The sequence below is a fragment of the Streptomyces djakartensis genome (assembly GCF_014651075.1).
GTDB lineage: Bacteria > Actinomycetota > Actinomycetes > Streptomycetales > Streptomycetaceae > Streptomyces > Streptomyces djakartensis.
Window position 1 is genome coordinate 378,471 of the sequence record NZ_BMWE01000002.1, and the last position, 22,071, is coordinate 400,541.

The window sequence follows — 22,071 nt, forward strand, 5'->3', positions numbered from 1 at the left end:
TCAGGAAGTCGCGCTCTGCTCGGGTGGGACACCGAGCCACTTCTGGTGGAGCTGGGCGTAGCTGCCGTCCTGCTTCGCCTCGGCGATCACCTCGTTGATCACCTTGAGCAGGTGCTCACTGCCCTTCTTCTTCACGACGAAGCCGTAGTGCGCTCCGGTGCTGATGGGCTGTCCGGCGGCGAACTTCCCGGCCAGTTCGGGCTTCTTGAGCCAGCTGGTGACCACGGGGAGATCCTGCACGATGACGTCGACGCTCCCCGAGCGCAGAGCGGTGAGCTGCTTGCCGGAGTCCTTGTACTCCTGAGGCTCGATGCCCTTGTCCACCGCGGCCTTCATGCTCGTGGTGCCGGTCAGCACGCCGACGCGAAGTCTGCCGGACCTGGCCTCGTCGAGCGTGGCCACCGGTTTGCCCTTGGGGCTCATCAGGCTGAGCGCCTCGTCGAAGTACGAGTCCGAGAAGGCGACGTTCTTCTTGCGCTCCTCGGTGATCGTGATGCCGGCCGCGGCGACGTCGCACCTGCCGGAGTTGAGGGCCGCGCCGCTCCGGATCGGGTCGAAGTCGATGTCGACGATCTCCTGCTTCACCCCGAGCCGCCGGGCCACCTTGTCCATGAGTGCGATGTCGAAGCCGACGACCTTGCCGTTGCGGGAGAAGGAGAACGGCTCGTAGGGCACGTTGGTGCAGACCACCAGCTTCCCGGACTTCACAAGCGTGACGTTCTTGACCAGCGGTGAAGCGGCCTTCTCGGTGGCCGCGTCACCGCAGGAGGCGGTGAGGAGGGCCACCGGCAGCATCGCGCCGACGACGGCCCGGCGGCGTCTGGCGTGTGGCGACGCCGTCACCGGGTCTTCTGCCCTTGCGTCTCGTCGGCGTCGACGACTTCCACGTCGAGCTTCTCCGCGAGGGCGCGGGCCACGTCGTGGACGACGGCCGGGTCCTGGCCGGGCTGCCAGGGGTGCCACACGGACAGCAGGCCGGTGAAGTCGAAGCCCTTCTCGCCGGAGACCACGTCCGTGCCGGGCTTGGCCACGGGGAAGTAGGTGCGGAAGTACGGCGAGTGCATGGCCTCGCCCACGCTGTTGCGCACGACCCGCCCGTTGCGGTAGACGACCTTGGCGCACACGGTCATCCGGGGCGGCTGCTTCTGGTTCTCCTGGGCGAGGATGTCCTCGACGCTCTCGCCGCACGCCGCGCGCAGGAACATGCGCACGAAGTCGATGGCGTACACGTCCTTGATGTGCCGGTAGACGTGGCCACCGGAGACGCGGATCGAGAACTCGACGACCCGGTAGCGGCCTTCGGCGTCCTGCCGCATCTCGGCGTTGAACAGGCCGTGCTTCACGCCGAGTGCACGGGTGATGCTCGCGGCGATGCCGGCGACCTCGTCCTCGTGCTCCGGGGTCTTGAACGGCAGTGTGTACAGGTCCTCTTCGAAGTGCGGGCCGGTCGAGTGCTTCTTGTTGTGGACGCCGCCGAGGACGAACTGCCCGTCGAGTACGACGCCGTCGAGGGTGATCTCCTCGCCCGGCAGGTACTCCTCGAGGACCGCCCAGGACTCCGGGGCGCCGGAGAAGTAGAAGTTGCGGCCGCTTTCGATGTAGCCCTGGATCACCTTGAGGGAGGCCCTCAACCGGTTCACGTCGCTGACCAGTTCCACGCAGTCGCTGGCGGCGGCCCGGGTCGGCTTCACCATGAGCGGCAGCCCTCGGTCGGTGGCTGCCTCCACGGCCGACTCGATGTCGGTGACCGGGTGGAACCAGACCGACGGGATGCCGTGCTCGGCCAGGAACGTCCGCTGCCGGAGCTTGTCGCGGCAGATGCGGGCGGCCTCGGGGATCGCCCAGTCGAGGCCGAGCTCCGCGTTGGCCTCCTCGACGATCTCGATGTCCGGCTCGATGAAGGTGATGACAGCGGAGGCGCCGCGTTCCCGGGCGGTCTCGACGGCGGCCTTCACGAAGTCACGCTGGTCGGAGTCGTGCGGGAGCCGGCGTACTGAGGCGAAGCGGGGATCGTTCGCCCAGGGCTCCGTGTCGACGGTGAGGAGGTGGGTCCGTATGTCCAGGTCGAGCATGGTCTGCACGTGGTCCGGAGACGTGCTCAGCCCGCGTCTCATCACGAGCACGAGGGTGCGGGTCCGGCTGGTGACCTCTGTCATGCGGTTTCGGAGCTCCTTGGTTCGGCGTGCGAGGGAACAAGGTCCGCGGGCGACGGCCCAGGGCGGGGGTTCAGGCCGGGTAGCCGTACAGCTCCAGGGCCTTGGCCAGGCGCTCGTGCGCCAGCTGCTCGACCCGCGGGGTGAACGCCTCCCGCCAGCTGCCGATCTGGCCCTTGAAGAAGGAGAACGAGTCCCTGCGGAAGATCCCGTCAGCGGTCTTCTCGGGGTCCGCGTCGGCACCGACGAACTCGATCACACGCCGTACCACGTCGAGCTGGGCGTCGGCCGAGCCACCGCCCTGCGGCCCCACCATTTCCTCGAACGATATGTTGCAGACCTTGGGGTGGTTCAGGAGCCAGAGCATCCGCTCATGGTCACCGCTGCCCGGGAAGGCCGGATCCGACAGGGCGTAAAGAAGACGCTCCTCCAGGGAGCCCTTGGCGGCCAGGATGTTGTTGAACACCTGAAACTCGCTGAAGTTTCCGAACCCCTGGGCGGTCCTTCCGAGCAGGAAGTTCACCATCGACAGGACCATGTCGCGTGGATCGCGGTACATGAAGAGGATCCGCGGCTCACCGGTCCGGGACCATTCCTCGATGAATTTCCCGTCGACCTTCTTGATGTCGAGTTCCGGAACGATCCAGCAGGTGTTCTCCGGCGTCCAGGAGAAAGGCGTGTCGGAGGTGCGCCGCAGAGCCTGATCGACGGCTTCGGTATGGGTGAGCTGAGCGCCGTAGCGGTTGACCAGAGGCATTCCGAGACGCTGCTGCCAGGCCCAGCCGAGCGCCTCCCACGCCTGATCGGCGCCGACCCGGAAGGCCTCTTCGCCCTGCCCTTTGAGGGCGTCGGCCGCCTGGTCGCCGTGCACCATGCGCACGATTCGATCACGCGTCTCGTCACCCAGGACCGGCCGGATTTCCTGCGGAATCCTGGACTGACCGTAGATCTTGTAGCCGAGAGCCAGCATCAGTTCCTGCACCAGATGGGTGCCGGATTTCATCAGCGAGACAACGAGGACTCTTTCCGCCCGAATGCCTCTGGCATCCGGAACATCTTGCTGCACAACCATCCCCTCACTTGCCCGCGGATACCTTTCGGTAATCAGCGGACAACTCTGACTCTAATGTTGATCAAATCGTTGCAAGTGCTTGACATCAATGTCAACCAAAGAAACTTCCACCCCATCCGTCCAGAGCGCCTTTCAGCCAAGAGCGTTGCCCGCAGGACACTGCCACCGTCCCCGCCTCGCAGATAAGCGCCCCTTATGACGAAAACGGGGCGAACAGAACAATCACCTCACCCCTAGCCGACCGAACACCCCTACGGACCGACGCGGCTCATAGAATTTACTTTCACTTAGCTGCCGCAAAGAAAGGGAAGCGGATATTCCGGGCGGCGGGGAACGGTGCACACTGCAGCTTGCGTGAGCCGTCCGATTGGCCGAGAAGCCCCCGTGAAGGCACATCGTTCGGCCGATTCGCCCAGAATCCCCGAGGCACCCTTGACGCGCCGAGTTGAGCACTTCCGAGGCGGGCGTAAGATCGGAAATCCCGTCAACTCGCAAGGCCGCACCTCTGAACAGGAACACCGCATGATGCACCTCACGATTCTGGGCGGCTGCGGAGCATGGCCGGTCAAGGACCAGCCGTGCAGCGGATATCTGGTTCAGAGCGAGGGCTTCCGCCTGTTCGTCGACCCCGGCTACGCGACCTTCCCCGCGCTCCAGGAGTATGTGACGGCCGGGCAGGTCGACGCCGTGCTGGTCACGCACGGACATCCGGACCACTGCGCCGACCTCAACCCGCTGCTGCGCGCCCGGGCCCTCACCGACGAGCCACCGGCTCCCCTGCCCGTGTACACGCTGCCCTCCGCGCTCGACGCCGTGCTCTGCCTGGACCGGCCGGGGATGCTGAGGGACTCCTTCGAACTGCGCGAGTTCCAGGGCGGCGACAGCTTCGGGATCGGCCCCTTCCGTGTCGATACCCGCCTGCTGCCGCACTTCGTCCCGAACGCCGGCGTCCGGCTGTCCGCGGGCGGCATGTCCCTGGCCTACACGGGGGACACCGGGCCCAGTCCCGAGGTGACCGCCCTCGCACGGGACGCCGATGTCCTGCTGTGCGAGGCCACGTACGTCGATCAAGTGCCGCGTGCAGACGAGGAGTTCCTCTTGAGCGCACGTCTGGCGGGTGAGTACGCTGAGGCAGCGCGGGCAGCACGGCTCCTGCTCACGCATCTGTGGCCGGGCACCGGTCAGGCACCCGCCGTGAACGCAGCCGCCCGGGCCTTCACCGGGCCGGTCGAGGTGGCCCACCCCGGCCTCATGGCTCATGTCCCCGCGGCGGCCTCCCCTCCTCCTCCCGGATTCCACACCTGACCTCGAGGACCCTCATGCGCCTTGCCCCGTTACCGTCAGTTCCCCTGACCCGGCTGCTCGCGGCGGCGGTGGCGCTCACCGTCGCACTGAGCCTGCTGGCGGGATGCGGATACGGAAAGAACCGGCCGGTCGCGGCGGGCGCGGCCGGGGCACCCGCCCGGGGCCCGAAACTCTCCGTCGACACCGTGCGCGTCGGCTACCTGCCCAATCTCACCCATGCCACGGCGCTCGTCGGCCTCGAGCGGGGTTTCTTCGCCCGGGAGCTGAAGGGGACGGCTGTCGCTCCCCGGACCTTCAACGCCGGCCCGGCCGTGATCGAGGCCCTCAACGCCGGTTCCGTCGACATCGCGTGGATCGGACCGTCGCCCGCGATCAACGGATACCTGCGGTCGGGCGGCAACGCGCTGCGGATCGTGGCGGGCTCCGCCTCCGGTGGTGTGCGCTTCGTGGTGAACCCCGACCGCATTCGCTCCCTGAACGAGGTGAAGGGCAAACGGATCGCCACACCGCAGCTGGGCAACACCCAGGACGTGGCGTTCCTGCACTGGGCGGCGAGCCGGGGATGGAAGATCGATCCGGTGACCGGACGGGGTGACGTCTCCCTGGTACGCGCCGACAACCGGGTGACGGTGGACGCCTTCCGGTCCGGCTCGCTGGACGGCGCCTGGGTTCCCGAGCCGACCGCCTCGATCCTGGCCGCCGAGGGGGCGCGCGTGCTGCTGGACGAGGCGGACCTGTGGCCCGGCCGCCGGTTCGTCACGACGAACGTCGTCGTCTCGCCGTCGTTCCTGGCGAAGCATCCGGACGTGGTCGACGCGGTCGTACGGGCATCCGTCGCCGCCAACACCTGGATCGCCGCCCACCCCGGGGAAGCCAGGACCGCGGCCGGTGCCCACCTCAAGCGCTTGACGGGCAAGGCGCTTCCCGCCGCCGTGCTCGGCGCCGCCTGGCAGGGGATCACGTTCACGAACGACCCGCTGGCCCCGACCCTGCGCACCCAGGCGCGGCACGCCGCGCGGTTGCGGCTGCTCGAGTCGTCGGACCTGACGGGGATCTACGATCTGGGCCCGCTCACGAGGGCGTTGCGGTCGGCGGGGCTTCCGCCGGTCACGGAAGACGCTCCATGACGCTGGCGGACCTCCCCGCTCCTCAGGCGCCGCAGTACCGCCGGGATCACTTCTCGCCCGCGAAGTCGAGACCGTCCGGAGCGGCCGGCGCGGGCGCCACTGACGGCGCGGTGACCGGCGCGCCGGCCCCCCTCGTGGTGTGTCGCCACGGACGGGCGATGGGTGCGGACACCGCCTGCCACCAAGGCTCCCCGGGCAGCTTCCCGGCCGGCTCGAAGGGCTCGCCCGGCCGGGGGAACGCCACGTCCTGTCCCACCTCCCCGGCCAGGTCCTTCGTCCACTCCCCCGGCTCCGCCCAGGCGTGGGTGGCGAGATTGAAGGTCCCCCAGTGGATCGGCAGCAGCACGCCGTGCGGCTTGCCTCCCTGCAGGTCCAGCTGCGCCTGGAGCCCCTCCTGGGGCGTCATGTGGATGTCGGGCCAGAAGTCGGAGTACGCGCCGAGCTGGATCATCGTGGCGTCGAACGGCCCGTGCCCCGCGCCGATCTCCTTGAAGCCCTCGAAGTAGCCGGTGTCGCCGCTGTGGTAGATCCGGTGCCGCTCACCGGCGACGACCCAGGAGGCCCACAGGGTGTGCTGGGTGTTGCGCAGCCCCCGGCCGCAGAAGTGCCGCGCGGGAGTGGCGGTCAGGGTGAGGCCGCCGATCGTCGTCGACTCGTGCCAGTCCAGTTCGCGCAGCCGGCTCTCGGCCACGCCCCAGTGCTCCAGGTGCGCCCCGACACCGAGAGGCACGGCGAACAGCGTGTCCGTGCCGGCCAGCGCCTTGATCGTGGGCATGTCCAGATGGTCGTAGTGGTCGTGCGAGACGACCACGACGTCGACCGGGCCGAGTGCGGCCAGCGGCAGGGGCACCGGGTGCAGCCGCTTGGGTCCCGCGAAGGAGAACGGGGAGCAGCGCTCACCCCACACCGGGTCGAACAGGACCCGCTTCCCGTCGATCTCCGCCAGTACGCTGGAGTGCCCCAGCCAGGTCAGCCGCAGCCCCGTCGCCGGGGGCCGGGCGATGTCGGCGAGGGTGGTGGCGTGCACCGGCACCGCGCCCTTCGGGGCGCGCCGGGGCCGGGTCTCCTTGTCGAAGAAGACCTTCGCGAAGTCCAGGGCCGAGCCCGAGGGCCGGGTGCTCGCGGGACCGCCGGGGTTCTGGAAGACCCCGTCCTTGAAATGGGGCGATCTGCGGATGCGCGCCATGCGCTCACCGCGCGGGTCCGCGCCGAACGCACCGGGCCGAAGCGCACGGAGCCCGGAGCTCAGGGAACGGAAACCGGCCACGGTACCTCCAGGGGTGGAGTCGTCAGACTGTCCATTATCGTCGGCCCCTGCGACAACACCCGGGCACCGGGGGTCCTTCCCCAGGCATACTGACCCACGATTCAGTAATCCGGCGAAGGAGCCCCGCGTGACCGCCCCTCTGCTGTCCCTCACCTGGACCGATCACCTCACCGGCCACCAGGGCTTTCTGGTGGTCGACCGGCTGGTGCGCGGCGTCGCCAGTGGCGGACTGCGGATGCGGCCGGGCTGCACCCTGGAGGAGGTCGCCGGCCTGGCCCGTGGCATGACCATGAAGGAGGCCCTGCACTACGACCCCGACAGCCGCTACATCCCGCTCGGCGGCGCCAAGGGCGGCATCGACTGCGACCCCAGGGACCCCGAGGCGTACCCGCTGCTGGTGCGCTACCTGCGCGCCATGCGGCCGTACGTCGAGAACATGTGGACGACCGGCGAGGATCTCGGCCTCACTCAGGACCTGGTGGACCGGGCCGCGGCCGAGGCCGGGCTGGTCTCCTCCATCCAGGCCGTGTACCCGCTGCTGGACGACGAGACCGAGGCGCGACGGCGTCTGCGGGACGCGTTCGCCGTCGAGGTGGACGGCATCGGACTGGACGAACTGGCCGGCGGCTGTGGTGTGGCCGAGGCGGCTCTGACGGCCCTGGACCGGGCCCGCGTGCCGTACGCGGGGACGCGGGTCGCCGTCCAGGGGCTGGGCACGATGGGCGGGGCCACCGCACGCTTCCTCGCACGCGCGGGGCTCACCGTCGTGGCCGTGGCCGACATCAAGGGCACGATCGCCAACCCGGCGGGGCTCGACGTCGAGGCGCTGCTCGCCGCGCGGGACGCTCACGGCACCGTGGACCGCTCCGCCCTGCGGCCCGGCGACCGCGAACTGCCGGGCGAGGCCTGGCTGTCGGCCGACGCGGACATCCTGGTGCCCGCGGCCGTCCCGTACGCGATCGACGCCGGCAACCAGGGGCGGATCACCGCCCGCTGGGTCGTCGAGGCGGCCAACATGCCCGTACACCCCGAGGCCGAACCGCTGCTGGCCGAGCGCGGGGTGACCGTACTGCCGGACGTCGTGGTCAACTCCGGGACGAACGCCTGGTGGTGGTGGACGCTTTTCGGGGACATCGGCGCCGACCCGGAGGAGGCGTTCGCGCACACGCGCCGCTCGATGCGGGCCCTGGTGGAGCGGATGCTGGTCCGCGCGCAGGCCGACGGCACCACACCGCGGGCCGCCGCCCACGCGATCGTGGCGGAGCGGCTGCCCGAGCTGGCGGACCGGTTCGGCTGGTACCGCTGAGGCACCGGCCGCTCTGCGCCGGACGCCTGAATCGCCCCGTCGAGGAGCCGCACGCCCGCGTATAGGGTGACGGCGTGACGAGAGTCCGGTTGAGCGTGGCGGAACGGCGGGAGGAACTGCTGCGCGCCGCCGTCGAGCAGATCGAGTCCCGGGGTGTGGCAGCGGTCAGGATCTCCGACGTGGCCTCGGCGCTCGGGGTGAGCAACGCACTGGTGCTCTATCACTTCTCGACGAAGGAGCAGCTGGTCGCCGCCGCGTTCCGGCATGCGGCCGAGGGCGACCTCGCGCATCTGCGCAAGCTGCTCGACCGCCGTACGACGGCGTTGCGCCGGCTGAGATCCGCCGTGCGCTGGTACGCCCCGACAGGTCAGGCCAAAGGATGGCGGCTGTGGATCGAGGGCTGGGCGGCGGCGCTGCGCGAGCCGGCGTTGCGGGCGGTCACCCAGGACCTGGACCGGCGGTGGAAGGCGGCCCTGGCCGAGGTCATCGCGGAGGGCGTGGCCGCCGGCGAGTTCCACTGCCCCGACCCGCAGGGCGCGGCCCTCCGCCTCACCGCGCTGCTCGACGGTCTGGCCGTGCAGTTGACGTCCTACGCGGGCGGGATGCCGCGGGCCCGGGCCCAGGAGTGGGCGGAGGAAGCCCTCTGTCGCGAACTGGGCCTGCGAAGGCCCTGAGCAGGAGGGACCCACATGCCCCCATCGCCCCAGTGGGCACGACTGCCCGCAGCGGCGGCGCCCGGTTCCAGGTACCCGGCGTGGGTGCTGGGGGCGGGTGGGTGCGGAGCCCGGCGTTGCGAGGTGCTGGGCGTTGGTGCGAGGGGCGGGGCGTTGCGCAACTCGGCGCGACGAGGTGCCGCTGCGCCCACCCGTGCCGCCCCAGCGGCACGACTGCCCGCAGCTAGGAGGGCCACGACTGCCCGCAGTTGGGGCGGCCACGACTGCCCGCAGTTGGGACGGCCACGACGCACCCGCAGCCGCGTACGCACGGAAGGGGACGTGTCGGGGGGTGTCCGCCCGCAGCGGTTGGCGCGTCAACGGACAGTCACTCGATATCCGACTCCATCGCGCCGTTCCGAGGACGGACACCCCCCGGCACGGCCCCGACCCCCCACCCACCGTCACGCCACCGAAGCGATCCGCATCCTGATGTCGTCAGGCGACAGCGCCCCCTTGGCCGTCACATGGTCCCCCGACGACTCCCCGCGCAGCCGCCGCCCGATCCACGGCACCAGGAACTCACGCGCCCACTGGACGTCGTCCCGCCGGACACCGAGGGTGCCGCGCTGCGGCAGCGGCGGCCAGGCCTGCTCGGGGTCGGCCGGGACGTCGATGCCGAGCACCTGGCCCGCGCGGAGCGCCACCCGCGTATGCCCCTCCGGGGACAGGTGGAGCCGGTCGGCGTCCCACGCCCGGCGGTCCTGCACACTGCGCAGGGACCACAGGTCGAGCACCGGACAGCCGTACCGGTCGGCGACGGCCCGGACATGCCCGTTGTACGTGGCGATCTTGCCGCGCAGATGCCTGAGCACGGGCATGCCCCGGGTGTCGAACCCGGTCGTCACCATCACCGTCCCGGCCACGGCGGTCAGCTGGGCGACCGCCCGCTCGAAGCGCTCGGCCACCTCGTCCGGATCCGTGCCGGGCCGGAGGATGTCGTTGCCACCGGCACAGAACGAGACCAGGTCAGGGGCCATCTCGACGGCCCGCGGGACCTGGTCCGCCACGATCTGGTCGAGGAGCTTCCCGCGCACGGCGAGGTTGGTGTACCGGAAGTCCCCTTCGGGCCGGCGGTCGGCGAGCAGGACGGCGAACCGGTCGGCCCAGCCGACGAACGCCCCGTCGGGGCCGGGATCACCGACGCCCTCGGTGAAGCTGTCCCCCACCGCCACGTACGACCCGATCACTGCTCTGCTGTCACTCTTCGAATCGTCTGCCACAGCCGCTCATGATTCACCTTCGAATGTGACTTACGCGACCGTAGGAAGGGGTTGACGGCCGGTGAGATAAGCCACTCCCAGGGGTTCGCCAACTCCGGAACAGTCAGCCCGTCAGCGACGTTCAGGGGTTCAGCCGCCAGATCCGGGGGTCTGTGATCCGGAAGTGGCTCCACAGGTCCAAAAGGCGAAGTGCCCGGCCGTGCAGGGCAGCCGAAGGCCGGACCCGGGAATCGGGTCCGGCCTTCGGCGGCGCGTCAGACAGGTGGCCCTGCGGCCGGTCAGCCGACGGAGAGGCCGTGCGAGCGCAGGTAGGCGACCGGGTCGATGTCGGATCCGTAGTCCGGCGTGGTGCGGATCTCGAAGTGCAGATGCGGTCCGGTGACGTTGCCGGTCGCGCCGGAGAGGCCGACCTGCTGCCCGGCGGTCACGGTCTGGCCGGCCGAGACGGAGAGCTGGGACAGGTGGGCGTACTGCGCGTACCTGCCGTCCTGCAGCTGGATGACGACCTGGTTGCCGTACGCGCCGCCCCAGCCGGCGGAGACGACCGTGCCCGCGCCGACGGCCTTCAGGGAGGTACCGGTCGGAACGACGAAGTCCACACCGGTGTGGTAGCCGCTGGACCACATGCTGCCGGACATGCGGTACGGAGTGCCCACGACGGCGCCCTCCACGGGGAGGCTGAAGCCACTGGCAGCCCTCTCAGCGGCCGGCTTGGCAGCCGGCTTGGCGGCCGGCTTGGCGGCCGTCGCACCGGTCGGGGCGGAAGCCTTCGAGGAGGACTGCGCCGAGGACGCCGAAGACTTCGAGGCCGTCGACTCGGAGGCCGGGGCCTTCGACGGGGAAGAGGGCTTGGGGGCGGCCGCCGCCCGCTGGCCGATCGAGAGCCTCAGGCCCGGGTGGATCAGCGACGGGTCGTCGCCGACGGCGTCACGGTTGTCCGCGTAGAGCTTCTTCCAGCCGCCGCCGACGCTCTGCTCGTCGGCGATCTTCGCGAGACAGTCACCGGCCTTCACGGTGTACGTACGCGCACCCGTGGCCTTTTCGGCGGCCTTCTTCCCGGCGGCCGGAGCGGACTGGACGGCCTTTTCCGGGGCCGACTGCGGGGCGGCGGCGTGGGCCCCGGCGGCTCCCATGAGCGGAAGGGCGAGAGCGGCCCCGCCGGTTCCGGCGACGGCTATGGAGCGAGTGAGGCGCTGAGTCTTGGGGCGGCGGTGCTTACCCTTCGCGGGCATGACGAATTCCTCTCCGGCGCCTGCGAGGTGAGCTGTCGGGTGCGGGCTGGAGATGCCCGGCCGCACCGGGGTGCGGCTTGACCCCAAGCCGTTCCGGGAACCGGAACAGGCGTCGTACCTGTGGGTCCCCCGCTCCTGCCGTGCGTCGGGTCTGTGTGTGGGGCTCCGGGCGGCGGCAGGATTGGGCGTCCGTCCGGATTGGTCTGGAAACGTAAGCGACCAAGACGCAACGGGACAAGCTTGCGGTTTCGCACGACGGCGTTTTCCTTGACGCATCGGCACATTTCCCGTAACCGAGCGTGAATTACCGATCCTCGGTCTTCCGCAACACCCTTGGTAATTGCATGGATTACGTGAGCATGGCAACAACAGATCGTCACAAGTATGACGATGGTCACGCACCCCGACCTCACTTCCTTTACAGTCGGGGCACGTTGTGACGAAGCGACCTAAGCACCCTAATCGGACAGAAATAACTACTTACGCTTAAGACGGACGACCGCGGCATCCAGATCCCCGCGCAGAGCGACCCGCAGTCCGTGATGCAGCAGGACGGCCCCACGGTGAACTTCGCCCGTTTCAAGGCATTCGTACTGAACTGCCGGGTCGAGGCCGCGCAGACGGAGCGCCGGAACGGGCTCGCCGTAGCGCTGTGCCTGGAGCCAGGCCAGGACGACGGTCTCGTCACCGAGGACGTACTGCACCGCGCTCAGCCCGCCCTCCGGGGGGCGCAGCCGGTAGAGGTCGCCACGCTGCACCACGGGCCGGATCTCCTTGTAGAGCCCCACCCACTCCCGGGCCTCGGCGAGCTCCCCCTCCGTCCACTTCGTGAGGTCGCCGCCGACCCCGAGCACCCCGGCCATGGCACTGACGAACCGGAAGCGCAGGGAGCTGGCCCGGTGGTTGAGCATGGCGTTCGGGCTGTCGGTGACCCAGGCGGCCATGACCCGGGCCGGGTGGATCTGGCTGAAGCCGTGCTGGATGGCGAGCCGGTCGAGCGGGTCGGTGTTGTCCGAGGTCCACACCTGATCCGTGCGGCCCAGCACACCGAGGTCGATCCGGCCGCCGCCGCCCGAACAGGACTCGAAGGCCACCTCCGGGTGGGCGGCTCGCAGCCGGTCCAGCAGGGAGTACAGGGCACGGACGTGGTCGACCCAGAGCCGCTGCGGGTAGGGGTCGTCCGGCCAGCCGGCGTCGGAGAAGCAGCGGTTGAAGTCCCACTTGACGTAGTCGATCGGGGCGCTGGAGAGGAGCCCGTCGAGCTGCTGCCAGAGGTACTCCTGGACGTCTTCGCGGGCGAGATTGAGGACGAGCTGATTGCGGAACTCCGTCCGCTTTCGTCCCGGTTGGTACTGCACCCAGTCCGGGTGAGCGCGGTACAGGTCGCTGTCGGGGTTCACCATCTCCGGCTCGACCCAGATCCCGAACTGCATGCCCAGTCCGTGCACATGGTCGGCGAGCGGCCCCAGCCCGCCCGGGAAACGGCCGGGATTGGGAGTCCAGTCGCCGAGCCCGGCCCGGTCGCTGGTACGCGCCCCGAACCAGCCGTCGTCGACCACGAACAGCTCGACGCCGATGGCGGCGGCCCGCTCGGCGAGCGCCCGCTGCTGCTCCTCGGAGATGTCGAACTCGGTGGCCTCCCAGGAGTTGAACAGCACCGGCCGGTCCCGGTCCGCGTCCGGGACCACATGGGTCCGCTGATAGGCGTGCCAGGCCCGGCTGGCCCCACCGAAGCCACCGTCGCTCCAGAGCCCGGCGAAGACGGGCGTCGTGTACGACTCCCCCGTGCCCAGCATCAGCAGGCCCGAGTCGTCGTACCCGGCGCCACCGGTGATCTGCACGCGCGCGTCGGGGAGCTGGGCCACCGCGATCCGCCAGGAACCGGACCAGCCCAGGGCGCATCCGTAGACCTCGCCGCGCTCCTCGGTCGCGTCGGTGTCCAGCGCGACCCACGGCAGGTGCTGGTGACCGGTGTGGCCGCGGCGACTGCCGATGACCCTCTCTCCGTGGGTGAGCGGGGAACGCCGCAGCCGGGACTCGGCACCCCAGCGGCCGTGCAGCTGGGACAGCCGCCAGGTGTCGCGGTCCGGCAGAGTCCAGGTGGCGGAGTCGGCACGCAGCACCTCGACGGCCGGCCCCTGGTTCTCCAGGGTCACCCAGCGCTCGACCACGTCGTCGCGCATCCGGTAGTGCAGCGTGACGGCCAGGCCGCCGTCGCGGAAACGGAGCCGCAGCTCACCGCCCCCGGCGTCATGCCCCTCGAAGGTCCACTCCGTACCGCGCCGCTCGCCGGTGCGGACGGACAGCGCGGGCCGGACGAAACGGGGGCCGCCCTCGACCGGGTACTCCTCACGGCCGTCGAGCTGGGACTCGAAGGGCCAGTACTCCGGCAGCGGGCGGACGGCGAGGGCCTCGGCGTCGGCTAGGCCGATCCGCGGGCCCCAGTGCAGGTGGAGCAGCTCGTCCCGTCCGGTGACGTGGACGGCGTAGCTGCTGGCCGGCCCCGAGAGGACCCACGTACGACCGTCTTCGGAGATGTCCAGCATCGCGCCCTCACAGATTCGAACAAGCCCGACCAGGTGCGACCAGGCCCCAACATAATCAAGGGCTCCGGGGGCTCCGGGCAACGCCTGTGGACAACTGATTGCCCCTGGCAGCCATGTCGTATCGTCGAGTGGTGCCTGCCGGCGAGCCGCGCCGACGGGCACCGACTGGGAGGAGCCCCCGTGACACAGCAGGTCCCGTCGACCGAACCCGAGCTGGCCGGAGTGCGCAACTTCCGTGATGTGGGCGGACTTCCGACCGTGGACGGACGGCGGGTGCGGCGGGGAGTGCTGTTCCGCAGCGGCCACCTCGCGCACGCGACCGGCGAGGACGCCGCCTTCCTGGCCACCCTGGGCCTGCACACGATCTTCGACTTCCGCAACGCGGCCGACCAGAAGCTCGAGGGGCCGGATGTCGAGCTGCCGGGCGTGCGCAACGTGAACCTGCCGCTGAGCGACCCGGCCGACGGCGCCGAGTTCTGGAAGATGGTCCGCGACGGGGACCTGGAACAGCTGCGCGCGATCCTCTCGGACGGCAAGGGCGCGAACCGGATGATCACCTCGTACCGCACGATCATCAGGAACCGCACCGCCGAGCACTCCCAGGTGCTGCACGCGCTCGTGGAGGACAGCGTCCCGGCGCTGATGCACTGCGCGGCGGGCAAGGACCGCGCGGGCCTGTCCATCGCGGTGACGCTGCTCGCCCTGGGCGTCGAGCGCGAGGCGATCGTCGACGACTACCTGAAGTCCAACGCCAAGCACCGCCGCTACAAGGTGCACCGCAGCAGCTCCCACGCCTCGGCCTACTCCCCCGAGGTCATGGAGCTGCTCAGCCCCCTGTTCGACGCGCGCGCCGAGTACCTGACGGCGGCCTTCGACACCATCGACGAGACGTGGGGCGGCGTCGAGGCCTATCTGGAGAAGGGCCTCGGCCTCACCCCGGAGTCCCGCGACCGGCTGCGCGAGCGGCTGCTCGACTGAGGACCTAGCGGGCCCCCGCCTCGAACAGGAACCAGACGAACGCGGCGAAGAGGTGCCCTACCGCGAGGTAGACCAACAGCCGCACCCACAGGGCGCGCGGGAACTTCTCCTCCATGTCGCTCATGACGCGTCTCCAGGGGTAGGGCCCAGGCACAGGGCGGCCGTGGGGCTCTGCAGCAGGGTGTGGACGAAGAGCAGGTCGACGCCGTCGTGGTCCTCGGCGGCGATGCGGTGCGGGGTGAGCGAGTCGAAGTGGGCGCTGTCACCGGGAGCCAGCCGGTGTGTGGCGTCTCCGAGGCGAAGTCGCAGCCGGCCCCGCAGCACATGGAGCCACTCCTCGCCCGGGTGCACGCGCACGATGTCACCCTGGGAGCCGTACGGCACATGGACACGCAGGGCTTGCATCCCCCGCCCGGCGGCGCCGGCCTGCCAGTACGTCCAGCCACCCGCCGTCGTCGGTTCCATGCCGGCCGCACGCACCACGGCGTCCCGGCCGGGGACCGTCTCGCCGAGCAGTTCGGAGACGGTCGTACCGTAGACGCGAGCGAGTGCGAGAAGCATCGGCAGTGACGGCTGGCGCTGCCCGGTCTCCAGCCGGGAGAGATGCGCGGGTGACAGTCCGGCGGCGCGGGCGGCGGCCTCGAGCGTCAGGGAGGCCTGCCGCCGCAGCGCCCGCAACTGCGGGGCCACGGCGGGCAGCGCACCGGCCTGGCCGGCGGGCGGCTCGGCTTCGGAATGAGGCCCGGCGGGGTGCTCGGGCTCGGAGGAGCTCATGCCTCCATTCAGCCGCACTCTTGCCAGAGCGGCAAATTCCTTGCCTCTGAGGCAAGAGGCGGAGGTGTCATCGGTTGGCCACCGCCTGCTTCACCAGTGTCTTGCCGAAGTCCCAGACCAGCCCGCCGTCGTGCGCGTCGTCCATCACGGCGGTGAAGGCGTCGACGAACCGGTCCACCTCCCGCTCCCCGATGACCAGCGGGGGGATCAGCTTGATCACCTCCATGTGGTCGCCCGAGACCTGGGTGAGGATCCGGTGCTTCTGGAGCAGCGGCACCACGACCATCTGCGCGAACAGTCCCTTGCGCGCGGCCTGGAGCATGGCCCAGCGGCTGCGCAGTTTCAGCGACTTCGGCCGGCCGAACTCGATGCCGACCATCAGGCCGCGGCCCCGGACGTCGGCGAGCATCTCGTACCTGCCGGTCAGCGCGGCCAGCCGGGATCTGAGCAGCTCGCCGGTCGCGCGGACGCCCGCGACGATCTGCTCGTTCTCCATCACCGACAGCACCGCGAGGCCCGCCGCCATGGCCTGCGCGTTGGAGCCGAAGCTCGCCGAGTGGACCAGCACCCGGTCCATGGACGAGTAGACCTTCTTGAAGATCCAGTCCTTGCCGAGGGTGGCCCCGACCGGCACATAGCCGCCGGACAGTGCCTTGGCCACGCAGACCAGATCGGGCTCGACGCCCTCCTCGTGCTGGTAGCCGTAGAAGTCGCCGGTCCGGCCGAGGCCCGTCTGCACCTCGTCGGCGATGAGCAGCGCCCCCCTCCGGTGCAGCAGCTCCTGGGCGGCCAGGAGATAGCCTGGCGGGGCGGCCAGCACGCCCTTGCCCTGGATGGGCTCGACGATCAGTGCGGCGACATCGCCCTTGTTCAGCTCACGCTCCAGCGCGTCGAGATCGCCGAGCGGTACGGCCGTGTCGGGCAGCAGCGGGGCGAAGCCGTCGCGGAAGGCGGACTCGCCGTTGACGGAGAGGGAGCCGGTGGTCAGGCCGTGGAAGGCGTGCGCGCAGTACAGGACCCTGGGCCGGCCGGTGACGAACCGGGCGAACTTCAGTGCGCCCTCCACCGCTTCGGTGCCGCTGTTGCCGAAGAACACCCGGTCCAGGTGCGGGCTGTGCGCGAGCAGCTTCTCGGCCAGCAGGCCCGGCAGCGGCTGGCAGTCGAACCGGGTGAGGTCGGCGAGAGAGGCGTCCAGGACGTCGTGCAGCGCCTTGCGGATCACGGGGTGGTGGCGGCCGAGGCCCATCACCCCGAACCCGGCGAGCATGTCCAGGTAGTCGTTGCCGTCCGCGTCGTAGAAGTAGGCGCCCTCGGCACGCTCGTAGACCTTGTCGAAGCCGATGGTGTGCAGCATGCGCGGGAGCTGGTGGTTGAGGTACCGGGTGTGCAGCTCGTAGCGCTCGGCTCCGCGCTCGGCCAGCAGCTTGCCGAGGTCGAACGCCCCGGCCCGCGACGACTCCGACGCGGATTCGGCGGTTGTCATTCCTGTGGCTCTCTCCGGAATCGTCACGCTCGGGCCCCCTTCGTCTTCCGTGCCGCTCAGCTCACGGTGACGGCAGGCTCCCCCGGGCCCACGCCGTCCTGCTCCATCCGGTCGGCGAGCTTCATCGCCTCTTCGATCAGCGTCTCGACGATCCTCGACTCGGGGACGGTCTTGATGACCTCGCCCTTCACGAAGATCTGTCCCTTGCCGTTGCCGGAGGCGACGCCGAGGTCGGCCTCCCGTGCCTCGCCGGGTCCGTTGACCACGCATCCCATGACGGCGACCCGCAGCGGCACCTCCATGCCCTCGAGCCCGGCCGTGACCTCGTCGGCGAGCCTGTAGACGTCGACCTGGGCGCGTCCGCAGGACGGGCAGGAGACGATCTCCAGCCTGCGCTGCCGGAGCCCCAGCGACTGCAGGATCTGGATGCCGACCTTCACCTCCTCGGCGGGCGGCGCCGACAGCGACACCCGGATCGTGTCGCCGATGCCCTGTGAGAGCAGCGCCCCGAACGCCACGGCCGACTTGACCGTGCCCTGGAACGCCGGTCCCGCCTCCGTCACCCCCAGGTGCAGCGGGTAGTCGCACTGCCCGGCGAGCTGCCGGTAGGCCTCGATCATCACGACCGGGTCGTTGTGCTTGACGGAGATCTTGATGTCCCGGAAGCCGTGCTCCTCGAACAGCGACGCCTCCCACAGCGCGCTCTCCACCAGCGCCTCGGGCGTGGCCCTGCCGTACTTCTTCAGCAGGCGCCCGTCCAGTGACCCGGCGTTGACGCCGATGCGGATCGGGGTGCCGTGGTCCTGGGCGGCCTGCGCGATCTCCTTGACCCGGTCGTCGAACTGCTTGATGTTGCCCGGGTTGACGCGGACGGCCGCACAGCCCGCCTCGATGGCCGCGAACACGTACTTCGGCTGGAAGTGGATGTCCGCGATCACCGGGATCTGCGACTTGCGCGCGATGGTCGCCAGCGCGTCGGCGTCGTCCTGCGTGGGGCAGGCGACCCGGACGATCTGGCAGCCGGACGCGGTGAGCTCGGCGATCTGCTGCAGCGTGGCGCCGATGTCCGACGTACGGGTCGTCGTCATCGACTGCACCGACACCGGGGCGCCGCCCCCGACCGCCACCGGGCCGACCTGGATCCGGCGCGAGACGCGCCGCTCCGCGATCGGCCGGGCCGGCAGCTCGGGGACGCCCAGCGGGATGGCGGTCATCGCGTCACTCCCGGTTCCCGGAGACCGTCTCGCGCAGGGCGCGCAGGGACTCCTTCAGCGAGCCCATGGTGGCGAGGACGGCGGTGGGCTCGTAGCCGCAGTGCGCCATGCAGTTGGCGCAGCGCGGGTCCTTGCCGCGGCCGTACTTGTCCCAGTCGGTGTCCTCGACCAGCTCCCGGTACGTCGGCACGTACCCGTCGCTCATCAGGTAGCAGGGCCGCTGCCAGCCGAAGAGCGAGTAGTTGGGGATCGCCCACGCGGTGCACGGGAAGTCGACCTTCCCCTCCAGGAAGTCCAGGAAGAGCGGGGAGTGGTTGAGCCGCCAGCGCCGCCGGTTGCCGCCGGCGAAGGCCTTCCTGAACAGCTCGCGGGTCTGCTCCACACCGAGGAAGTGCTCCTGGTCGGGGGCCTTCTCGTAGGCGTACGCGGGCGAGATCATCATCTCGTCGACCTGGAGGTCGTCGTTGAGGAAGTTCAGCACCTCGATGACGGTCTGCGGGGTGTCGGTGTTGAAGAAGGTCGAGTTGGTGGTCACCCGGAAGCCGCGACGCTTGGCCTCCTTGATCGCCTCCACCGCCTCGTCGAACACGCCCTCCTTGGCCACCGACTCGTCGTGCCGCTCGCGCAGCCCGTCGATGTGCACCGCGAAGGCGAAGTACGGCGAGGGTTCGAAGTGGTCCATCTTCTTGCGCATGAGCAGTGCGTTGGTGCACAGGAAGACGTACTTGCGCCTGGCCACCAGCTGACGCGCGATCTCGTCGATCTGCGGATGCATCAGCGGCTCGCCACCGGCGATGGACACCATCGGGGCGCCGGACTCCAGTACCGCCCCCACGGCCTGCGCGACCGGCATCCGCTGCTTGAGCACCCCGGCCGGGTGCTGGATCTTGCCGCATCCCTCGCATTTCAGGTTGCAGGCGAACAGCGGCTCCAATTCGACGATCAGCGGGAACTTGTCGCGCCGGCGGAGCTTCTGTTCAGCCAAGTACGTAGCGACCTTGATGGACTGTCGGAGCGGCATGGCCATCTGGCTCACCTCCTGGGGAGCAGCAAGGAACGGTGCCATTCGTAGAAAGCGGGAAGGACGCAGCGAAGGACGCGGAACGCTGATATTCCACCGCGTACGGTGCCGATCCGGACGAGTTCATGTTCTGGAGCGTCCACGACCACCCGGACGGCCGCAACCGGGCGCTCGCCCGCGCGCACGGCGCTCAGGAGCGTTGCGGCCGACTCCATGTCGACCGCGATCGCGCCGGTCGCGAGCAGCTCGGCCCGTTCGTGACCGCGTACGACGTGGTCGGAGCCGGTGAGCGGCCCGGTGTGCACGGTCCGCCCGGGCACCGCCTTCACCAGCTCCTTGACCAGCACATCGGCCCCCACGCAGCCGGTGGTGCCGCGCGGGTCGCGGGTTTCCTCGGCGACGACCAGGTCACCGGGGTGCATGTCCGGGGCGAGCCCCGCGCAGAAGCCGGTGGCCAGGACTGCGGCGTCGCGCAGGGCCGCCTCGGTGAGCATCCGGGTGACGGACCGCCCGGCCGCCGCCGGCCCCATGCCCGTGCGCAGCACGGTGACCGGCCCGCCGGCGCCGCCCCGCTCCCCCGTGCGCAGGGCGAGCTGCTCGATGCCGAGCGCGCAGGCGATCAGCAGCGGGGCGGGCTGGGCGCTCATCAGCGTGCCTTGTGCCGGTCGGCGAAGGGCTCCCCGTGGACGTACCGGCCGAGTGCGGTGAGCGGGAACACCTGCCGGTAGAGGTGGTAGTTGATCGAGAAGTCCCACGGGAAGCCGGTCCCCGTGAAGTACGGCTCGTCCCAGTATCCGTCCTCCCGCTGGGTGGCGGCGAGCCATTCGATGCCGCGCTCGACGGCCTTGGAGTCCCGCTCCCCCGCGGCGAGCAGGGCCATCAGGGCCCAGGCCGTCTGGGATGCGGTCGAGGCGCCCCTGCCGCTCCACTCCCCGGCGTCCTGGTAGGAGCGCAGGTCCTCGCCCCAGCCGCCGTCGTCGTTCTGGACCGACTCCAGCCAGGTCACGGCCCGCCGGATCGCCGGGTGCGCGGCGGGGATGCCGGCGGCCACCAGGGCGGGTACGACGGACCCGGTGCCGTACACGTAGTTGACGCCCCAGCGTCCGAACCACGAGCCGTCAGGCTCCTGTTCGGCCAGCAGCCACTCGATGCCGCGCCGGGTGCGCGGGTCGTGGGCGAGGCCCTCCACGGCGAGCATCTCGACGACGTGGGCGGTGACGTCGGCGGAGGGCGGGTCGATGACCTCGCCGAAGTCGCAGAACGGCAGCCGGTTCGGGAACGGGCTGGTGTTGTCGGCGTCGAAGGCGCCCCACGCGCCGTTCTTCGACTGCATGCCGAGGGTCCAGCGCACGCCGCGTCCGACGGCCTTGTCCACCCGTACCGGGTCGTGGTGGGTGATCCGGCGCAGCGCGAGGATCACCTCGGCGGTGTCGTCGATGTCGGGGTAGTTGTCGTTGTGGAACTCGAACGCCCAGCCCCCGGGCGGGAGTCCGGGCCGCCGCACCGACCAGTCACCGGGCCGGACGATCTCCTCGCCCAGCATCCAGTCCGCCGCCTTCACCAACTGCGGGTGGTCGGCGGGCAGTCCGGCGTCGGCGAGCGCGATCGCGGCCAGGCAGGTGTCCCACACGGGTGACTGACAGGCCTCGATCATCCGGGCTCCGTCCTCCCGCCAGACGGCGAACCGGTCGAGGGACGCCAGCCCCTCGCGCATCACGGGGTGCTTCAGGTCGTAGCCGAGCAGGTGCAGGGCGATGATCGAGTACACGGCCGGCGGCTGGATGCCGCCCCAGCAGCCGTCGTTCTCCTGCCGCTCGATGATCCAGCGGGCGGCACTGTTCATGGCGGCTCCGCGCAGCTTGCGCGGCGCGACCTTGCGCAGGAGGTGCAGCCCCTTGTCCAGGCGCTGGAAGGCGCCGTCCCAGCTGATCGCCGGTGCGAGCGGCCTGGGCGGGTTGGGGCGGCCGGGGTCGGTGTGCAGCTCGTCGAGCGGGAACGGCGCGGGGCGTACCGGCCGCTTGGCTGAGACGATCGTCAACGGCACGACGGTCTGCCGGGCCCAGCAGCCGAAGTCGTAGATGTTGAGCGGCACCCACTTCGGGAAGAAGATGATCTCCGGGGGGAGTTCGGGCAGGTCCTCCCACTTCCACCAGCCGAACAGGGCCAGCCAGATCCGGGTGAAGACCCGGGCGGCGGCGATGCCGCCCTGCTCACGGATCCAGGCGGAGGCCCGCGCCATGTGCGGCGCCTCGGGCGCGTCACCGGCCAGGCGGAGGGCGACGTACGCCTCGATGGTGGTGGAGAGTTCACCCGGTCCGCCGTGGAAGGTGGCCCACGTGCCGTCCTCGCGCTGCTCGCCCCGGATGAAGAGGGCGGCGGCCCGCGTGGTCCTCTCGTCCCGGATACCGAGGAACTGACGCAGCAGCAGGTCCTCGGCGTCCATCGTGACGTTGGTCTCGAGGTCGCCCTTCCACCAGCCCTGGGCGTCCTGCCGGGAGAGCAGGTAGTCGGTGGCACGCCGGGCGGCGCGTGCGGCGGCTTCTCGTACCCCGGCCGCCTCGGGGGTCTCGATGTCGTGTTCGCTGGCCGCGTCGGCGCGGGGCGGCAGGGCCCCGGTGCTTCCGTCGGTCGTCGCTGTCATGGCTTCCCCTTCGTGC

Annotated in this window: 19 protein-coding genes and 1 riboswitch; of the genes, 5 read left to right on the top strand and 14 right to left on the bottom strand. The window is 70.3% G+C overall.

The features are described 5' to 3' along the window. The 3 genes from IE212_RS05245 to IE212_RS05255 form a co-directional block, all read right to left on the bottom strand. Nucleotides 1-843: an ABC transporter substrate-binding protein gene (locus tag IE212_RS05245; protein ID WP_229864064.1), complete on the bottom strand. Its 843-nt coding sequence runs from the start codon at nucleotides 841-843 to the stop codon at nucleotides 1-3. Beyond that, a complete protein-coding gene (locus tag IE212_RS05250; protein ID WP_190196495.1) occupies nucleotides 840-2,156 on the bottom strand; it encodes an ATP-grasp domain-containing protein in 1,317 nt (438 codons plus the stop codon). Before IE212_RS05250 ends, IE212_RS05245 begins: the two co-directional genes overlap by 4 nt. A gap of 70 nt (nucleotides 2,157-2,226) precedes the next feature. Next, nucleotides 2,227-3,156, bottom strand: a complete 930-nt coding sequence (locus IE212_RS05255; protein ID WP_190196496.1) for a sulfotransferase family protein — start codon at nucleotides 3,154-3,156, stop codon at nucleotides 2,227-2,229. A gap of 591 nt (nucleotides 3,157-3,747) precedes the next feature. Between IE212_RS05255 and IE212_RS05260 the strand changes: the two genes are divergently transcribed. Continuing rightward, complete coding sequence (locus IE212_RS05260) at nucleotides 3,748-4,530, top strand: MBL fold metallo-hydrolase (protein ID WP_229864066.1); 783 nt, start codon at nucleotides 3,748-3,750, stop codon at nucleotides 4,528-4,530. A gap of 14 nt (nucleotides 4,531-4,544) precedes the next feature. Further along, nucleotides 4,545-5,657 (top strand): ABC transporter substrate-binding protein, encoded by a 1,113-nt coding sequence (locus IE212_RS05265; RefSeq protein ID WP_190196497.1) that lies wholly within the window; start codon nucleotides 4,545-4,547, stop codon nucleotides 5,655-5,657. A 46-nt stretch (nucleotides 5,658-5,703) separates the two neighbouring features. Here IE212_RS05265 and IE212_RS05270 read toward each other — a convergent pair whose 3' ends face one another. Beyond that, nucleotides 5,704-6,924 (bottom strand): MBL fold metallo-hydrolase, encoded by a 1,221-nt coding sequence (locus IE212_RS05270; protein WP_190196498.1) that lies wholly within the window; start codon nucleotides 6,922-6,924, stop codon nucleotides 5,704-5,706. Nucleotides 6,925-7,051: 127 nt separating this feature from the next. On the opposite strand from IE212_RS05270, the gene IE212_RS05275 reads away from it, so the two are divergent. Together IE212_RS05275 and IE212_RS05280 are read left to right on the top strand one after the other, a co-directional pair. Further along, entirely contained in the window at nucleotides 7,052-8,230 is a 1,179-nt protein-coding gene (locus tag IE212_RS05275) for a glutamate dehydrogenase (RefSeq protein WP_190196499.1), read from the top strand. Nucleotides 8,231-8,304: 74 nt separating this feature from the next. Then, entirely contained in the window at nucleotides 8,305-8,904 is a 600-nt protein-coding gene (locus tag IE212_RS05280) for a TetR/AcrR family transcriptional regulator (RefSeq protein ID WP_190196500.1), read from the top strand. Between the two features lie 443 nt (nucleotides 8,905-9,347). Here IE212_RS05280 and IE212_RS05285 read toward each other — a convergent pair whose 3' ends face one another. The 3 genes from IE212_RS05285 to IE212_RS05295 all read right to left on the bottom strand — a co-directional run bounded on the left by IE212_RS05285 (nucleotide 9,348) and on the right by IE212_RS05295 (nucleotide 13,944). Then, nucleotides 9,348-10,133 (bottom strand): SGNH/GDSL hydrolase family protein, encoded by a 786-nt coding sequence (locus IE212_RS05285; RefSeq protein WP_190196623.1) that lies wholly within the window; start codon nucleotides 10,131-10,133, stop codon nucleotides 9,348-9,350. 311 nt (nucleotides 10,134-10,444) lie between these two features. Continuing rightward, on the bottom strand, nucleotides 10,445-11,398 hold the full coding sequence (locus tag IE212_RS05290; RefSeq protein ID WP_190196501.1) for a M23 family metallopeptidase: 954 nt from the start codon (nucleotides 11,396-11,398) through the stop codon (nucleotides 10,445-10,447). Nucleotides 11,399-11,402: 4 nt separating this feature from the next. After that, nucleotides 11,403-11,557, bottom strand: a riboswitch (cyclic di-AMP (ydaO/yuaA leader). Between the two features lie 317 nt (nucleotides 11,558-11,874). After that, nucleotides 11,875-13,944 (bottom strand): alpha-galactosidase, encoded by a 2,070-nt coding sequence (locus IE212_RS05295; protein ID WP_190196502.1) that lies wholly within the window; start codon nucleotides 13,942-13,944, stop codon nucleotides 11,875-11,877. A 180-nt stretch (nucleotides 13,945-14,124) separates the two neighbouring features. On the opposite strand from IE212_RS05295, the gene IE212_RS05300 reads away from it, so the two are divergent. Next, nucleotides 14,125-14,922, top strand: coding sequence for a tyrosine-protein phosphatase (locus IE212_RS05300; protein ID WP_190196503.1), 798 nt, complete (start codon nucleotides 14,125-14,127; stop codon nucleotides 14,920-14,922). A 4-nt stretch (nucleotides 14,923-14,926) separates the two neighbouring features. On the opposite strand, the gene IE212_RS05305 is transcribed toward IE212_RS05300, so the two are convergent. The 7 genes from IE212_RS05305 to shc all read right to left on the bottom strand — a co-directional run bounded on the left by IE212_RS05305 (nucleotide 14,927) and on the right by shc (nucleotide 22,055). Next, on the bottom strand, nucleotides 14,927-15,046 hold the full coding sequence (locus IE212_RS05305; RefSeq protein ID WP_190196504.1) for a DUF6126 family protein: 120 nt from the start codon (nucleotides 15,044-15,046) through the stop codon (nucleotides 14,927-14,929). Then, a complete protein-coding gene (locus IE212_RS05310) occupies nucleotides 15,043-15,696 on the bottom strand; it encodes a helix-turn-helix domain-containing protein (protein ID WP_190196505.1) in 654 nt (217 codons plus the stop codon). The genes IE212_RS05305 and IE212_RS05310 overlap by 4 nt, the downstream gene beginning before the upstream one ends. 67 nt (nucleotides 15,697-15,763) lie before the next feature. After that, on the bottom strand, nucleotides 15,764-17,179 hold the full coding sequence (locus IE212_RS05315) for an aspartate aminotransferase family protein (protein WP_190196506.1): 1,416 nt from the start codon (nucleotides 17,177-17,179) through the stop codon (nucleotides 15,764-15,766). Between the two features lie 56 nt (nucleotides 17,180-17,235). Next, nucleotides 17,236-18,393 carry a flavodoxin-dependent (E)-4-hydroxy-3-methylbut-2-enyl-diphosphate synthase gene (gene ispG, locus IE212_RS05320; RefSeq protein ID WP_190196507.1) on the bottom strand — a complete coding sequence of 386 codons (1,158 nt, stop codon included), beginning with the start codon at nucleotides 18,391-18,393 and terminating at the stop codon, nucleotides 17,236-17,238. Nucleotides 18,394-18,397: 4 nt separating this feature from the next. Next, nucleotides 18,398-19,420: an adenosyl-hopene transferase HpnH gene (hpnH, locus tag IE212_RS05325; protein ID WP_190196508.1), complete on the bottom strand. Its 1,023-nt coding sequence runs from the start codon at nucleotides 19,418-19,420 to the stop codon at nucleotides 18,398-18,400. Nucleotides 19,421-19,425: 5 nt separating this feature from the next. Then, complete coding sequence (locus tag IE212_RS05330) at nucleotides 19,426-20,061, bottom strand: phosphorylase family protein (RefSeq protein WP_190196509.1); 636 nt, start codon at nucleotides 20,059-20,061, stop codon at nucleotides 19,426-19,428. Continuing rightward, nucleotides 20,061-22,055, bottom strand: a complete 1,995-nt coding sequence (shc, locus tag IE212_RS05335) for a squalene--hopene cyclase (protein ID WP_190196510.1) — start codon at nucleotides 22,053-22,055, stop codon at nucleotides 20,061-20,063. The genes IE212_RS05330 and shc overlap by 1 nt, the downstream gene beginning before the upstream one ends. Nucleotides 22,056-22,071 lie beyond the last annotated feature (16 nt).

What these genes read in the sequence shown, in the direction of transcription:
- IE212_RS05255 (WP_190196496.1), bottom strand. Translation starts at nt 3,156, where the DNA reads ATGAAATCCGGCACCCATCTGGTGCAGGAACTGATGCTGGCTCTCGGC.
- IE212_RS05305 (WP_190196504.1), bottom strand. Translation starts at nt 15,046, where the DNA reads ATGAGCGACATGGAGGAGAAGTTCCCGCGCGCCCTGTGGGTGCGGCTG.
- IE212_RS05315 (WP_190196506.1), bottom strand. Translation starts at nt 17,179, where the DNA reads ATGACAACCGCCGAATCCGCGTCGGAGTCGTCGCGGGCCGGGGCGTTC.
- ispG (WP_190196507.1), bottom strand. Translation starts at nt 18,393, where the DNA reads ATGACCGCCATCCCGCTGGGCGTCCCCGAGCTGCCGGCCCGGCCGATC.
- IE212_RS05330 (WP_190196509.1), bottom strand. Translation starts at nt 20,061, where the DNA reads ATGAGCGCCCAGCCCGCCCCGCTGCTGATCGCCTGCGCGCTCGGCATC.
- hpnH (WP_190196508.1), bottom strand. Translation starts at nt 19,420, where the DNA reads ATGGCCATGCCGCTCCGACAGTCCATCAAGGTCGCTACGTACTTGGCT.
- IE212_RS05250 (WP_190196495.1), bottom strand. Translation starts at nt 2,156, where the DNA reads ATGACAGAGGTCACCAGCCGGACCCGCACCCTCGTGCTCGTGATGAGA.
- IE212_RS05290 (WP_190196501.1), bottom strand. Translation starts at nt 11,398, where the DNA reads ATGCCCGCGAAGGGTAAGCACCGCCGCCCCAAGACTCAGCGCCTCACT.
- IE212_RS05310 (WP_190196505.1), bottom strand. Translation starts at nt 15,696, where the DNA reads ATGAGCTCCTCCGAGCCCGAGCACCCCGCCGGGCCTCATTCCGAAGCC.
- shc (WP_190196510.1), bottom strand. Translation starts at nt 22,055, where the DNA reads ATGACAGCGACGACCGACGGAAGCACCGGGGCCCTGCCGCCCCGCGCC.
- IE212_RS05295 (WP_190196502.1), bottom strand. Translation starts at nt 13,944, where the DNA reads ATGCTGGACATCTCCGAAGACGGTCGTACGTGGGTCCTCTCGGGGCCG.
- IE212_RS05260 (WP_229864066.1), top strand. Translation starts at nt 3,748, where the DNA reads ATGATGCACCTCACGATTCTGGGCGGCTGCGGAGCATGGCCGGTCAAG.
- IE212_RS05265 (WP_190196497.1), top strand. Translation starts at nt 4,545, where the DNA reads ATGCGCCTTGCCCCGTTACCGTCAGTTCCCCTGACCCGGCTGCTCGCG.